10 protein-coding genes are annotated in these 14,198 nt (G+C 73.1%); 4 read left to right on the top strand and 6 right to left on the bottom strand.

Annotated features, from left to right (window positions below):
* Positions 1-15 precede the first annotated feature (15 nt).
* Complete coding sequence (glpK, locus tag SJY07_RS19550) at positions 16-1,545, top strand: glycerol kinase GlpK (RefSeq protein WP_328292550.1); 1,530 nt, start codon at positions 16-18, stop codon at positions 1,543-1,545.
* Between the two features lie 41 nt (positions 1,546-1,586).
* Here glpK and SJY07_RS19545 read toward each other — a convergent pair whose 3' ends face one another.
* Both SJY07_RS19545 and SJY07_RS19540 read right to left on the bottom strand, forming a co-directional pair.
* The gene (locus SJY07_RS19545) at positions 1,587-3,458 is read right to left on the bottom strand and encodes an amino acid transporter (protein ID WP_328292551.1); all 1,872 of its coding nucleotides are present in this window, start codon (positions 3,456-3,458) and stop codon (positions 1,587-1,589) included.
* A 106-nt stretch (positions 3,459-3,564) separates the two neighbouring features.
* A complete protein-coding gene (locus tag SJY07_RS19540; protein ID WP_380161270.1) occupies positions 3,565-4,329 on the bottom strand; it encodes a DeoR/GlpR family DNA-binding transcription regulator in 765 nt (254 codons plus the stop codon).
* A gap of 67 nt (positions 4,330-4,396) precedes the next feature.
* Between SJY07_RS19540 and SJY07_RS19535 the strand changes: the two genes are divergently transcribed.
* Positions 4,397-5,599, top strand: a complete 1,203-nt coding sequence (locus tag SJY07_RS19535) for an MFS transporter (RefSeq protein WP_380161269.1) — start codon at positions 4,397-4,399, stop codon at positions 5,597-5,599.
* Here the strand turns inward: SJY07_RS19535 and SJY07_RS19530 are convergent.
* Genes SJY07_RS19530 through SJY07_RS19520 form a run of 3 tightly spaced genes read right to left on the bottom strand, consistent with a single transcriptional unit; the run spans position 5,581 to position 9,423 of the window.
* The gene (locus SJY07_RS19530) at positions 5,581-6,267 is read right to left on the bottom strand and encodes a response regulator (RefSeq protein ID WP_380161268.1); all 687 of its coding nucleotides are present in this window, start codon (positions 6,265-6,267) and stop codon (positions 5,581-5,583) included. The two genes, SJY07_RS19535 and SJY07_RS19530, sit on opposite strands and share 19 nt — an antisense overlap.
* Positions 6,264-8,777, bottom strand: a complete 2,514-nt coding sequence (locus tag SJY07_RS19525; protein ID WP_380161267.1) for a DUF4118 domain-containing protein — start codon at positions 8,775-8,777, stop codon at positions 6,264-6,266. Before SJY07_RS19525 ends, SJY07_RS19530 begins: the two co-directional genes overlap by 4 nt.
* 43 nt (positions 8,778-8,820) lie before the next feature.
* Positions 8,821-9,423, bottom strand: a complete 603-nt coding sequence (locus SJY07_RS19520; protein WP_328292556.1) for a hypothetical protein — start codon at positions 9,421-9,423, stop codon at positions 8,821-8,823.
* A 158-nt stretch (positions 9,424-9,581) separates the two neighbouring features.
* Here SJY07_RS19520 and SJY07_RS19515 point away from each other — a divergent pair, with 158 nt between their 5' ends.
* Both SJY07_RS19515 and SJY07_RS19510 read left to right on the top strand, forming a co-directional pair.
* Complete coding sequence (locus SJY07_RS19515; protein WP_380161266.1) at positions 9,582-12,644, top strand: DEAD/DEAH box helicase; 3,063 nt, start codon at positions 9,582-9,584, stop codon at positions 12,642-12,644.
* Entirely contained in the window at positions 12,644-13,438 is a 795-nt protein-coding gene (locus SJY07_RS19510; protein ID WP_380161265.1) for an SWIM zinc finger family protein, read from the top strand. The genes SJY07_RS19515 and SJY07_RS19510 overlap by 1 nt, the downstream gene beginning before the upstream one ends.
* Here SJY07_RS19510 and SJY07_RS19505 read toward each other — a convergent pair.
* Complete coding sequence (locus SJY07_RS19505; RefSeq protein ID WP_328292559.1) at positions 13,402-14,157, bottom strand: glutamine amidotransferase; 756 nt, start codon at positions 14,155-14,157, stop codon at positions 13,402-13,404. The genes SJY07_RS19510 and SJY07_RS19505 overlap by 37 nt on opposite strands.
* Positions 14,158-14,198: the final 41 nt, after the last annotated feature.

Raw genomic sequence — 14,198 nt, 5'->3', positions numbered from 1 at the left:
TCCGCGTCGGGCAGGATGACCGGAGTGACCGAACAGCGCCCGGAACACCGCGGTTACGTCATCGCGATCGACCAGGGCACGACCTCGACCCGCTGCATCCTCTTCGACCACGCCGGCCGGCTGGTGGCGATCGCCCAGCGGGAACACCGTCAGCACTACCCGAGACCCGGCTGGGTGGAGCACGACGCAGCGGAGATCTGGCGCAACGTGGCGCGACTGGTCCCGCAGGCCATGGCCCAGGTGGAGGCCACCGCGGCCGACGTGGTGGCGATCGGGATCGCGAACCAGCGCGAGACGGTCGTCGCGTGGGACCGGCGCACGGGTGATCCGGTGAGCCCGGCGATCGTGTGGCAGGACACCCGCACCACGGAACTCGTCGAGGGTCTGGCGGCCGACGGCGGCGCCGACCGCTACACCGACGTCTGCGGTCTCCCGCTGACGACGTACTTCGCCGGGCCGCGCATCGGGTGGATGCTCGCCCACGACCCGGCCCTGCGGCGCCGCGCCGAGCACGGTGAGGTGCTGTTCGGGACGATCGACTCCTGGCTGGTCTGGAACCTGACCGGCGGTCCCGACGGTGGGCGCCACGTCACCGACGTGACCAACGCGAGCCGCACGATGCTGATGGACCTGGAGACGCTCGACTACTCACCGCAGATGCTGGCGGTCTTCGACGTCCCGCGCCGGGCGCTGCCGGACATCGTGTCGAGTTCGCAGGTCTACGGGAAGGCGACCACGGTCGTGCCGGGTGCCCTCATCGGCGCGGCCCTGGGCGACCAGCAGGCCGCCCTGTTCGGGCAGACCTGCTTCTCCCCCGGGGAGGCGAAGTGCACGTACGGGACGGGCAGCTTCCTGCTGATGAACACCGGCACGGAGATCACCCGGTCGACCCACGGGTTGCTGACGACCGTCGCGCACCGGATCGGCGACGAACCCCCGGTCTACGCGCTGGAGGGTTCCATCGCGATCACCGGTGCCCTGGTGCAGTGGTTGCGCGACAACCTCGGTCTCATCTCGACCGCACCGGAGATCGAGACCCTCGCCCGGACCGTCGAGGACAACGGCGGGTGCTACTTCGTGCCGGCGTTCTCGGGGTTGTTCGCGCCGCACTGGCGCTCGGAGGCGCGGGGTCTGGTCATCGGTCTCACCTCGTTCGTGACCAAGGGCCACATCGCCCGTGCGGCGCTGGAGTCCACGGCCTGGCAGACCCGCGAGGTCGTCGAGGCGATGGACGCGGACTCGGGGCTGCGGTTGGCGTCGCTGCGGGTGGACGGGGGCATGACGTCGAACAACCTGCTGATGCAGACCGTGGCCGACGTCCTGGACGCCCCCGTGGTCCGGCCGATGGTCAGCGAGACGGTGTCGCTGGGTGCGGCCTACGCGGCCGGGCTGGCCGTGGGTTTCTGGCCCGACCTCGACGCCCTGCGCCGACGCTGGCACCGGGCCGGGCAGTGGTCACCGTCGATGGCGCCGGAGGAACGTGAACTCGGCTGGGAGTACTGGCAGCAGGCCGTCCAGCGGACGTTCGACTGGATCCGGCACTGACGTCCGGCACTGACGTCCGGCGCTGACGTTCGGCACCCTGCTCAGCCCGCGTGGATCCGGGGACGCTGCGCGGGTTCCGGGACGGCCCGGCGCACGACCTCGCGGGTGACGGGTGCGACCTCGCCGAGGCCCAGCAGCAGGAAGCGCGCGAAGTTGACCAGCGGGTTCCCCTCCGACCACTCGAACCAGACGTCGGGCAGCACCCCGGTCCGGTCGCGGACGGCGAGCGAGATCGCGGCGACGGAGTTCGCGACGGCCGAACTGCGGACGGTCAGGACGCGGTGGCCGAAGCGTTCCTCCCCGTGGACCTCCAGTTCGGTCTCGAACTCCGAGGCGTCGGTGACGGTGACCTCGAGGAACACGGCGGGCTCGTCGGCGGGGATGTGCTGGTCGCGGCGTTCGTCGTACATCTTCTCGGCGTACTCGGCCTCGTCCCGGGCGTCGGGTTCGTTGGCGATGATGTTGAGCGCACCCCGGGCCGCGGCCTCGTCCAGGAACCTCCGGGCCACCTCGTCGAACTCGACCCCGGTGGCCCGCAGCTCGAAGGCGCGACGGGCCCGGGAGACCAGCGAGACCACGATGATCGCCGTGATGAAGCAGCCGGCGATCTGCACCCCCTCGGGACGTTCGATGACGTTGGCCACGGTGGTGTAGAGGAAGACCACGGTGATGGCCGAGAACGCCACCGTCGCCCCGCGTCGGCCCCGGCGGTGGGCCGACAGCGTCACCGCCACGGTGGCGGAGGTGATGAGGACGAGGACGCCGGTGGCGTAGGCACCACCCTGGGCGTCGACGTCGGCGTCGAACAACCAGGTCACCAGGAAGGCGATCGCCGTGAACACGAGGACGAGGGGGCGCACCGCGCGGGCCCACTGCGGGGCCATCCCGTAGCGGGGCAGGTAGCGCGGGACGAGGTTCAGCAGACCGGCCATGGCCGAGGCGCCCGCGAACCAGAGGATGGCGATGGTGCTGACGTCGTAGGCCGTGCCGAAGGCTCCGCCGAGGTACTCGTGGGCGAGGTAGGCCAGGGCGCGGCCGTTCGCCTCGCCGCCGGGCTGGAACTCCGCGGCCGGGATGAGCACGCTCGTCGCGAAGCTGGACGCGAGCAGGAACACGCTCATGACGATGGCCGCGACGGTCAGCAGGCGTTTCGCCCCGGCGATCCGGTCACCGCTGATCTGCGGCATCACCAGGACCCCGGTCTCGAAACCCGACAACCCGAGCGCGAGCTGCGGGAAGACGATGAGGGCCGCGCCGATCACCGCCCACGGCGACGACCCCTGGTGCAGCACGGCGTTCCACCAGTCGTGCACCGACACCGGGTGTCCCGCGACGTGCATGAGGGCGTCGACCACGACGACGGCGTTCAGCGCCAGGAACACGACGACGAGCACCATCGCGACCCCGATGGCCTCGGAGAAGCCCCGCAGGAACACCGCCCCCAGCGCGGCGAGCAGCACCAGGGTCACCAGCACCTGGTGCCCCTCGAGGAACTGGGGGACGTAGGGGTTCTGCAGGGCGTGCTTCGTCGCGTCGGCGGCGCTCAGCGTCATGGTGATGAGGAAGTCGGTGGCCGCGAAACCCAGGAGCACGAGTACGAACAACTTGCCGCCCCACCAGGGCAGGACCTTCTCCAGCATGGCGATGGACCCCTCGCCGTTCGGGCTCTCCTCCGCCACGCGCCGGTACACCGGGAGCGCACCGAGGAGGGTCACGACCACGAGGACGAGGGTCGCGATCGGGGAGATGACGCCGGCGGCGAGGAAGGCGATGGCCGGCTGGTACCCGAGGGTGGAGAAGTAGTCGACCCCGGTGAGGCAGACGACCTTCCACCACGGGTGGCCCGGGTGCTCGACGCGCCCCTTGCCGTGCGGCCCGGGGTGGCGGCTGGCCCGTTCCTCCGATCCCGACATCAACCACGAACGACAGACCTCAGTGGCACGCACGTCTCCATCAGCGCAGGCGGCGCCGGCGAGAGCAACCGGGACGCACCTCCCGCCACTGATCTTGACGCGATCCTTACGCCGGGACGACCTCCACCCGGACCCCGGCCGCCACCAGTCCCGCGACGACCTCGGCCGGCGCGGAGGAGTCCGTCACCAGCACGTCGACCTCGACGAGACCGCAGACCACGGCCAGCGCGGTCCGGTGGAACTTGGCCCCCTCGGCGACGAGGACGGTCCGCTGCGCGCTGCGGCGCAGGGCCTTCTTGACCGCCGCGTCGGCCAGGTCGTGCGCCGTGACCCCCGCGTCGGGGTCAGCCGCGCAGCAGGTCAGCACGGCGGTGTCGAAGCGGAGCTCGGCCAGCGCCCGTTCGGCGAGCGGGCCGACGATGCTGCCCTCGGGGTGGCGCACGGTTCCCCCGGGCAGCAGGAGGGAGACGCTCGGGCTGCCGGCGAGGGCGGCGATCCCCTGCACGGACAACGGCATCACCGTCAGCCGACGGCCGGCCAGGGCCTGCGCGGTGGCCGCGCCCGTCGTCCCGCTGTCGAGCACCACGGCCTCCCCGTCGCCGATCAGTCCGGCGACGACGGCTGCGAGGCGTGCCTTGAGCGGCGCCTCGTCGACCGCGCGGACCTCGAAGGGCAACCCCTCGCCGCGCAACGTCGAGGGCACCGCCCCGCCACGGACCCGGCGCAGGGCACCGAGACCAGCGAGGACGTCGAGGTCGCGGCGCACCGTGATGGTGGAGGTCTCGAGCCGCACGGCCAGTTCGGGCACCTCGACCCGGCCGCGGGCGCGGAGCAGGTCGAGGATCACGCGGTGTCTCGCGCTCACATCCATGTTCACAAAGTACCTCATCTGTGATCGAATGGTCATCCACCACGATCACAACGAGGTTCAGGACGCGATGCCCAGCTCGATCTCCCGGTGGCGCAACGCCATCACCGTCTCCTTCGGCCTCGGCGGCATCGCCCTCTCCACCTGGGGACCACGACTGCCCGCCCTGAAGGCCGACCTGCAGCTCGACACCGGCGGACTGGGGGTCCTGCTCGCCGGGGTCACGGTCGGCTCGGTCGCCGGTCTGCTCTGCGCCGCACCGGTGATCACCCGGTTCGGGGCCCGCCGGGCGATCCCCGCGGTCATCGTCCTCGTGGCGGCGAGCATCGCCCTCATCGGCTTCGGCGCGGCCCTGCCCTCGGTCCCCGTCGTCGGCGTGGGTTTCGTCGTGGCCGGGTTCTGCATCGGTTCGCTCGACGTGATGATCAACATCGACGGAGCGGCGGCCGAGGAGGCCGCCGGGCGCACCCTCATGCCGCTGATGCACGCCGCCTGGTCCGGTGGGGCGGCGGTCGGTTCCGGGATCGGGGCCGCCTGCGCCGCGCTCGACGTCTCCCCGTCGAAGCAGTTCCTCGGCGAGGCCGTCCTGATCGCCGCCGCCGCGGTCTTCGTCGCCCGCAACCTCCCCGACGGCGTCCGCGCCGGGCAGGAGGCACCGCAAGGACCTGCGTCGCAACGCCTCCGCGCCTGGCTGCGGGGCTGGACGGACGTGCGTCTGCTGATGATCGGCGTCGTCATGCTGGGTGCGGAACTCGGCGAGGGGTCGGCGAACAACTGGCTGACGCTCGCCGCGGAGGACGGGCACGGCCTCGACCCCGCGCTGGCCGCGTTGTTCTTCACCGTCTTCGCCGTCTCCGAGATGCTGACCCGCATCGCGGGCGGCCCGCTCGTCGACCGGTTCGGCCGGGTCGCCACCACCCGCGCGACCATCGCGCTCGGCGTCGTCGGTGTCGTGCTGTTCATCCTGGTCGACAACCCGGTCGTCGTCCTCGTCGGCGTGCTGCTGTGGGCGGTCGGGGTGTCGATGGGGTTCCCGCTCGGCATGACCGCCGCGGCCCAGAGCGGTCCGAACCCGGCGGCGCGGGTCAGCGTCGTCGCCGCGATCGGCTACTTCGCCAACCTCGCCGGCCCTCCGGGGGTCGGTTTCCTCGCCCAGTCGACGGGCCTGCTCCCCGCGCTGTGGCTCATCGCCGTGCTGATGCTCGTCGCCTTCGGGGCCGCGGGCTCGTTCGGAACGCGCACCGGTGAGTCTGTTCAGACCTCGAACCGGTAGCCCATCCCCGGTTCGGTGATGAGGTGGACGGGCGAACCGGGCACCTTCTCCAGCTTGCGGCGCAACTGCCCGACGTAGACCCGCAGGTAGTTCGTCTCGCGCCCGTAGGCCGGTCCCCACACCTCCTTCAGCAGCTGGGTCTGGGTGACCAGCCGGCCGGCGTTGCCGACCAGGACCTGCAGCAGGTGCCACTCGGTCGGGGTCAGCTTCACCGGGGCACCGTCGCGGGTCACGGTGCGCCGGGCCAGGTCGATGTGCAGGTCGTCGACGTCGACCACCTCCTCCGCACCACCACCACCACCGGGCACCTCTCCGCGCCGGACCGCCGCGCGCAACCGGGCCAGGAGCACGTCCATCGCGAAGGGTTTCGTCACGTAGTCGTCGGCCCCCGCGTCGAGGGCGTCCACCGCGTCCGCGGCCGCGGTCCGCGCGGTGAGGACGATGATCGGGACCCGGCTCCAGCCCCGGATCCCGGCGATGACCTCGAGGCCGTCGAGGTCGGGCAGACCGAGGTCGAGCAGCACCACGTCGGGGTGGGTGCTCGCGGCGGCCTCCAGCGCCGACCCACCGTCGGCGGCGACCGTGACGTCCCAGCCGCGGGCGGTCAGGTTGATCGACAACGCCCGCCGCAGACCCGGTTCGTCGTCGACCACCAGCACCCTGCTCACGACGGCGATCCTGCCAGGGGGAGGTCGAGGACCATCGTCAGGCCACCCCCGGGGGTGTCGACCGCCTCCAACCGGCCCCCGACCGCCTCGGTCAGTCCCCGGGCCACGGCGAGTCCCAGACCGAGGCCGGCTCCCGAGCGGTCGCCCAGCCGCTGGAACGGGGTGAACGCCCGTTCCTTCGCCGCGCCCGGCAACCCCGGACCGTGGTCGACCACGAGCAACCGCACCACGCTGCGGGCGTCCTCGGTGGCCACGGCCGCGCCGAGGGCGACCACGCCCCCGCCGTGACGCACCGCGTTCTGCACCAGGTTCGCCACGACCCGCTGCAGCAGCCCGGGGTCCGTCGCGATCGGCGGCAGGTCCGCGGGCAGGTCGAGGCGGACCCGGCCGGGTTCGACGTCGCGCAGCGCCGCACCCACGAGCTCCTCGAGGTCCACGTCCACGACCAGGGCCTCGACGACCCCGCTGCGGACCCGGGTCAGGTCCAGCAGGTCGTCGATCAGCGCCTGCAACCGGTCCGCGGAGTTCCCCACCTCGGCGAGGAGCTCGTCCCGCAGGTCCTGCGAGAGGTCGATGTCGGTGGCCCGCAGGCTGTCCAGCGACGCCTTCAACGTGGCCAGCGGGGTCCGCAGGTCGTGCGAGACCGCGGTCAGCAACGCCCCCCGGACGGCGTCCCCCTCCTCCAGGCGCCGCACCTGGGCGGCCTCGGCCCGCAACCGCTGACGTTGGCGGACGGCCGCGACCTGGGTGGCGAAACCCTCCAGCACCCGGCGGTCGTCGGCGGAGAGCAAGCGCCCCCGCAACGCCAGGCACGTCAGGTCGTCGACGACGACCTCGGCGTCGGAGTCGCTGGGGCGCAGGCAGACCGGGTCCCCCTCGGAGGCGATGAGGTGCCAGGGCGCCGTCGGTTCCTCGCGTTCGAGCAGCGACACCGAGTCGACGGCGAACGTCTCCCGGGTGTGGCGCAGGGCCTGCGTCAACGGGTCGGCCGCGAGCAGCGCGGTGCGGGTGAGCACGGACAACGCCTCCGACTCCGCCCGGCTGCGGGTCGCGTCCCGCGTGCGGCGCGCGGCCGTGTCGACCGTGCTGGACACGGCGACGGCGACCAGCAGGAAGACGACGAGGGCCACCGCGTTCGTGGGCTGGGCGATCGCGAGCTGGTGGTAGGGCGGGGTGAAGAACCAGTTCACCGCGAAGCTCCCCAGCAGGGCCGCGGCCAGCGCGGGCAGCAACCCGCCGACCAGGGCCGCGGCGACCACGACGACCAGGAAACCCAGCAGGTCCGTCGCGAGGTCCTGCGGGGGGACGGCGAGCAGCAACCCGGTGACCACCGCGGGCCCGGCCACGGCGAGCACCCACCCCCACGCCCGCCGGGGCGCGGGCAGTGTCGCCCGGGGGCGTCCGGGCAACCGCAGCGGCCGGGCCTGCGCCTCGTGGGTCACGACGAGAACGTCGATCGCCCCCGAGCCGCGCACGACGGCGTCCCCGACTCCGCGGCGGACCAGCGAGGCGATGGGCCGGTGGCGACTGGCCCCCACGACGAGCTGGGACGCGTTGACGCCGCGGGCGAACTCCAGCAGGGACGCGGCGACGTCGTCCCCGACGACCTGGTGGTAGGTCCCGCCGAGGCTCTCGACGAGGGTCCGCTGGTCGGCGAGGCGCGCCGGCGAGGTCCGCACGAGCCCGTCACCGCTCGCGACGTGGACGGCGTGCAGTTCCCCACCGGCGCCCCGGCCTGCGATCCGTGCGGCCCGCCGCACCAGCGTCGCCCCCTCGGCCCCGCCCGTGAGGGCCACGACGACCCGTTCCCGGGCGGACCACGTCGCCTCGATCCCCTGCTGGGCCCGGTAGCGTTCCAGCCCCTCGTCGACCCGGTCGGCCAGCCACAGCAGCGCGAGCTCGCGCAGCGCGGTGAGGTTCCCCGTGCGGAAGTAGTTCGACAGCGCCGCGTCGACCCGGGCCGGGGCGTAGACGTTGCCGTGCGAGAGCCTGCGCTGCAACGCCTCGGGGGTCATGTCGACCAGCTGGACCTGCTCCGCCGCGCGCAGGACCGCGTCGGGCAGGGTCTCGCGCTGCTGGATCCCCGTGATGTTCTCCACGACGTCGTTGAGGGACTCGAGGTGCTGGATGTTCACGGTGGAGACGACGTCGATCCCCGCCGCGAGGAGTTCCTGGACGTCCTGCCACCGCTTGGGGTTCCGCGAGCCGGGGGCGTTCGTGTGGGCCAGTTCGTCCACGACCGCCACCTGCGGGTCGCGGCGCAGGACGGCGTCGACGTCGAGTTCGGCGAACTCGACACCGCGGTGCACGACGGCCCGGCGGGGCAGGACCTCCAGGCCGCGCACCGCCGCCGCGGTGTGCTCGCGGCCGTGGCTCTCGACGAGGGCGACGACGACGTCCGTCCCCCGCGCGGCACGACGGTGCGCCTCGTCGAGCGCGGCGTAGGTCTTGCCCACGCCCGGTGCCGCGCCGAGGAAGACCCGGAGTCGTCCCCGGCGGTTCTCGTCCACTCCCACAGTGTCGCCGACCCCGGTCCCGCACCGGGGCGGTCGGTCAGGCGGGCAGCGGAACCCGGTGCGTCCCGCGCAGGCGGAACACCCGGTCGGGGGCGCCGTCGATCCCGTCGAAGCCGAGGCGGACGTCGCTCACCCAGGCGGCGCGGATCTTCAGGTCGTCGCAGGTGCTGCGGGGGTTCGGGAACTGGAAGCCGGCGTTCAGCCTGGCGGCGTTCGTGCCCTGCCGGGTGTAGCGGTTCGTGGTGCCGCCGTAGCCGCCCCAGATCCCGGACGGGGCGAGGGTGGTGCTCAGCCACCGGACCCGCGTGCTCGTCCCGCACGTGTAGCGCTCGGTCAGGCGGGCCGAGGAACCGGGACCGCCGAAGCCGCCGAGCTGGTTCTGGCTCGACGGGTCGTCGCTGAGGCCGCCGTAGGCGTCGAAGCCGGAGACCGTCGCGGTGACGTAGACGTAGCCGCAGTCCGAGGACGGCGGGTGGATCGACTGGCAGCCGAAGAAGACCGGGTTGGTAGCGGGACCGTAGACGCCGACGTCCACGGCCGACAGCGTGAGACCGGACCGCGGGCCGGCGGACGCCACCGGCGCCACCCCGACGAGCAGGACGAACGTGGCCGCGAGCGCGGCGAAGACCTTGCGGTACATGGGATTCCCCCCGGAACCAGAGACGTGCGGACGACAGGCGACCACTCCCCCCGGCGGTGGCCGTGGCCATCACCCTGCCACGTCCACTAGGCCGAACGGGTGACTTCCCCGGAACTCGTCCAGGCGTCGCGGACCTGTCGTGCCCGTAGGCTGCCCCGGTGCTGGTCGTCCACGGGCTCTGGACCCGCGCGCAGACGCTCGTCCTCTGGGTCGAGGTGCCGCGCCGGCGTCCCGGCACCGCCCGGCCCGCCGACCTGACGGCCCTGGCCTCCCTCGCACCCCGCGCCACGGCGCTGGCCGACGCCCTCTCCCGCCCGGCCGGCCGGACGGTGACGTTGCTGCTCCCGTGCACCCCGGCGGGGCGTCCGGCCGCCTCCACGGGGCGGGCGCGCGAGGACCTGCGGCTCGCCCCGGTGGAGGTGGACGTCGTGGAGCTCCCGGGGGCCCGGGCCGTCGAGGTCCTCGCCGAGGTCAGCGCGCAGCAGCCGCCCGTCTCCGACGGGTTGCGCTGGATCGCGCACGTCGCGGCGGGCGCCCGGGCGGCCGTCGACGCGGGGCACGTCGTCCCCGACCTCGTCGGCGACGGTGAGCGGTTCACCGCCCGCTGGATCCCCTTCCCGGACCGCGCGTTCCACCGCTGGCGCGCCGCCGTCGCCGGAGCCTGCCCGCCGGTGCTGCGCGCCGAGCCCGGACCGGGACGCCACGACGGACCGCCGGCGGCCACCGCGGTCCTCGACGACGTCTGCACGCTCGTCGTCGACGTCCTCACCGCCGAGCGCACCGAGCGGGTCCGGCTGCACGACGTGCCGGAGGGCCCGAGCGTGCAGGGCTGGATCGGGGCACTGCAGCGGGGGGAACCCGTCCCGGACGCCGGGAACCTGCGGGCACTGTCACGGCGGGTCCGCGAGTGGCACCGCAGCGGTGACGACGCCGGTTACGACGTCGTCCTGCGCGTCGTGGAACCCGAACCGTGGGAGGACGTTCCCGAGGAACTGGCCGACGGGAAGCTCGACACCCGCGAGTCCGACCAGGTCGCGGACCTGAACTGGCGGATCCAGACCCGGCTGCGCCCCTTGGACGACCCGAGTCTGACCCTCACCCTGGACCAGGCGCGGGCCGAGGGGGCGAGTTCCCCCGACGGCGAGGACCCGTTGCTGCTGATGCTCACGGGGACCGCCCGCGCCGGTGCCGTCCACCCGCCGTTGCGGCGCATCCTCGGCGGGACGGCACGACGCGGGGACGCGGCCGCCGAGGCCGGGGTGGAACTCTCGATCGAGGAACTGCTCGACCTCGTCGAGAACGGCGGTCCGAAGCTCGCCGCCGCGGGGATCCCGCTGCAGCTCCCCCGGCACTGGACGAAGAAGGCGCTGTCGCTGTCCCTCAACGCCTCCGCCACCCAACCCGGGATGATCACCGATCCGCAGGTGCGCAAGGACGACCTCATCGCCTTCCAGTGGCAGGTCGCCCTCGGCGACTCCCCGATCACCGAGGCCGAACTCCTGGCCCTGGCCGCCTCCAAGGCCTCGCTGGTCCAGTTCCGCGGGGAGTGGGTCCAGGTCGACCTCGACACGTTGCGGCGCAGCGCGAACTTCCTCCGCACCCGGGGCAACGGCAAGGCCTCGGTGCTGGACGTCCTCTCGATGGTCGGCGCCGGCCGCGACCTGCCGGCCCCGGTCACGGGGGTCGACGCGCGCGGGATCCTCGGGGACGTGCTGTCGGGTGACGCCGCCCAGCGGTTGCCGGAACTGCCCGACCCGCCGGGGCTGCAGGCCGTCCTGCGGCCCTACCAGCGCCGCGGTCTGACCTGGCTCGCGACGATGTCCGACCTCGGCCTCGGTGCCGTCCTCGCCGACGACATGGGACTCGGCAAGACGTTGCAGTTGATCGCGTTGCTGCTGCACGAGAAACCCCGCGAACCGGGCCCGACCCTGCTGGTCTGCCCGATGTCGGTCGTCGGGAACTGGGCCGCGGAGGCGTCCCGGTTCGCGCCGGGGCTGCGGGTGCACGTCCAGCACGGGACGGGACGGCCCCGGGGCGCGGAGTTCGCGGCGGTCGCGGCGCAGCACGACCTGGTCGTCACGACCTACGGGCTGCTGGTCCGCGACGTGGCCGACCTCGCCGCGGCGACGTGGCACCGGGTCGCCCTCGACGAGGCCCAGTACGTGAAGAACGCCAACACCCGACAGGCCCGCGCCGTGCGGGCGATCCCGGCCGCGCACCGGGTCGCCCTGACCGGGACGCCCGTGGAGAACCGGCTGGAGGACCTGCGGGCCGTGCTCGACGCGACGAACCCCGGACTCCTGGGCAGCGCCGCGAGCTTCCGGGACACCTTCGCCGTCCCCATCGAGAAGCTCGGCCACGAGGAACCCGCCCGTCGCCTCGCCGTCGTCACCCGACCCTTCGTGCTGCGCCGGGTCAAGACCGACCCCACCGTCGCCGGCGACCTGCCCGAGAAGATCGAGATGACCGTCCGGGCCAACCTCACCCCGGAGCAGGCGGCGCTCTACCGCAGGGTCGTCGACGAGCTCGTGAAACGGCTGGCGGACAAGGACTCCGACCCGGGCGGGATGTCCCGTCGCGGCCTGATCCTCGCCACGCTGACCCGGTTGAAGCAGATCTGCAACCACCCCGCGCACTACCTCGGCGACTCCTCCGGGGTTCTGCACCGCGGGCGGCACCGGTCGGGGAAGCTGGAACTCCTCGACGACATCGTCACGTCGGCGCGGTCCGAGGGTGAGAAGGTCCTCTGCTTCACCCAGTTCGCCGAGTTCGGCCACATGCTCGGTCCGCACCTCGCCGATCGCACCGGGGAACCCGTGCCGTTCCTGCACGGCGGCGTCTCGCGACGGGGCCGCGACCGGATGGTCGCGGAGTTCTCCGAGTCCGACGGACCGGGGGTCATGCTGCTCTCCCTCAAGGCGGGCGGCACCGGGCTGAACCTCACGGCGGCCAACCACGTCGTGCACGTCGACCGCTGGTGGAACCCCGCCGTCGAGGACCAGGCCACCGACCGGGCCTACCGGATCGGGCAGCACCGCCAGGTCCAGGTCCGCAAGCTCGTCAGCGTCGGAACGGTGGAGGAACGGGTGGACGCCATCATCACGCGGAAACGGGACCTGGCCGACTCCGTCGTCGGCAGCGGGGAGGGCTGGATCACCGAACTCGACGGGGACGCCCTGCGCGAACTCATCAGCCTCGGCGACGACGCGGTGGGCGACTGATGCCCGACTGGGAGCAGTACGGCCGGCGGCGCGCGGGCGGGGGCCCGAAGCTGCGGTCGCAGCGCGGCCGGATCGCGCAGAACTGGTGGTCCCAGCGGTTCACCGCCGCGCTCGAACGCACCGGTGACGCCGGGAGGCTGGCCCGGGGCCGGACGTACGCGCGGGCGGGGCAGGTCGTCGAACTGACCCCGCGACCGGGGGCGGTCGGCGCCCGGGTGCAGGGGTCCCGGCCCCGGCCCTACCTGGTCGAGATCCTCGTCCGCCGGTGGTCGGCCTCCGAGGTCGAGGCCGTCGTCGCGACCGTCGTCGAGAACCCGTTGCTGCTGGCCCCGCTGTTCGAGGGTGACGTCCCGCCGGGACTGGTGGACCTGCTGTCCGGCATCGGGATCGAACTCCTGCCCGAGGACGCCGAGGTCGAGTACGACTGCAGCTGCCCCGACGACGGGGAACCCTGCAAGCACGCCGCGGCCGTGGTCTACGCCCTGGCCGAACGACTCGACGCCGAACCCGCCACGACGCTGACCCTGCGCGGGGTGGAACTCGGGGACCTCGTGCGTCGCATCACTACTGCCGCCTCCGGACCCTCCGAACCCGTGGAGGACCTGTCCCGTCACGTCGCGACGTTCCACCGCAGCAGCGGGCCACTGCCCGAACTGGGGGTCGCACGCCGGATCCCGGGCCGGACCGTGGTCGACGACCTCGACGACCTCGTCCTCGGTCCCGGCGCCGCGGGGATCGCCGACGTCCTGCGGCCCTGCTACGTGGCCTTGAGCTCCCGCTCGTCGCGCCGGTAGCGCCGCACGAAACCCCGGAGCAGCGCCGTCGCCGCCGTGGCCTCGGAGCGGCGCAACTGCGCGACGACCTCGTCGTACTCCGCCGGGTCGAAGTACCCCTCGTGCCGGTAGACCGCGACCCGCTCCAGGATGCCCTCGACGTCGAGTTCGGGGTGGAACTGGGTGGCGTACTGGTGGTCCCCGACGCGGAAGGCCTGCACGGGGCACGTCGGGGAGGACGCCAGGACGACGGCGTGCGGGGGTAGGTCCCGGACCGCCTCCTTGTGACCGACGAAGGCGTCGAACGTCGAGGGCAGGGAACCGAAGAGGGGGTCGGCCCGGCCGGCCGCGGTGAGCGTCACCGGGACCGTGCCGATGGGTTCGCCGTGGGTGTGGTCGACGGTCCCACCCTGGTGCACCCCCAGGGTCCCCACCCCGTAGCAGGCGCCGAGGAACGGCACGTCCTCCTCGATGACCCGGTCCATCAGTCCGGAGAGTTCGCGCTCCACCCGCCGCTGGACCGGGGACTTCGTCTCCTCCGGGTCGCTCGTGCAGAACGGGCTGCCGCCGAGGAGGATCCCGGAGAACTCCGCCAGGTCCAGTTCCGGCAGCGGGTCGCGCTCCAACCGGACCCGCCGCAGCTCCCCCGGCCCGAACTCCCCGTAGCGCAGGAACGCCTCGTACTCCGACGCCGCGACGGCGTCGTCGGCACGGGTGGCCAGCAGCAGGAACGGTCTCACGGATGTGACCCTAGATCGCGCTCCCGCCCGGCGCAGGGTGA

It is taken from the genome of Kineococcus sp. R86509, assembly GCF_042466365.1.
GTDB lineage: Bacteria > Actinomycetota > Actinomycetes > Actinomycetales > Kineococcaceae > Kineococcus.
This window is presented reverse-complemented; position numbering and strand designations above follow the sequence as displayed.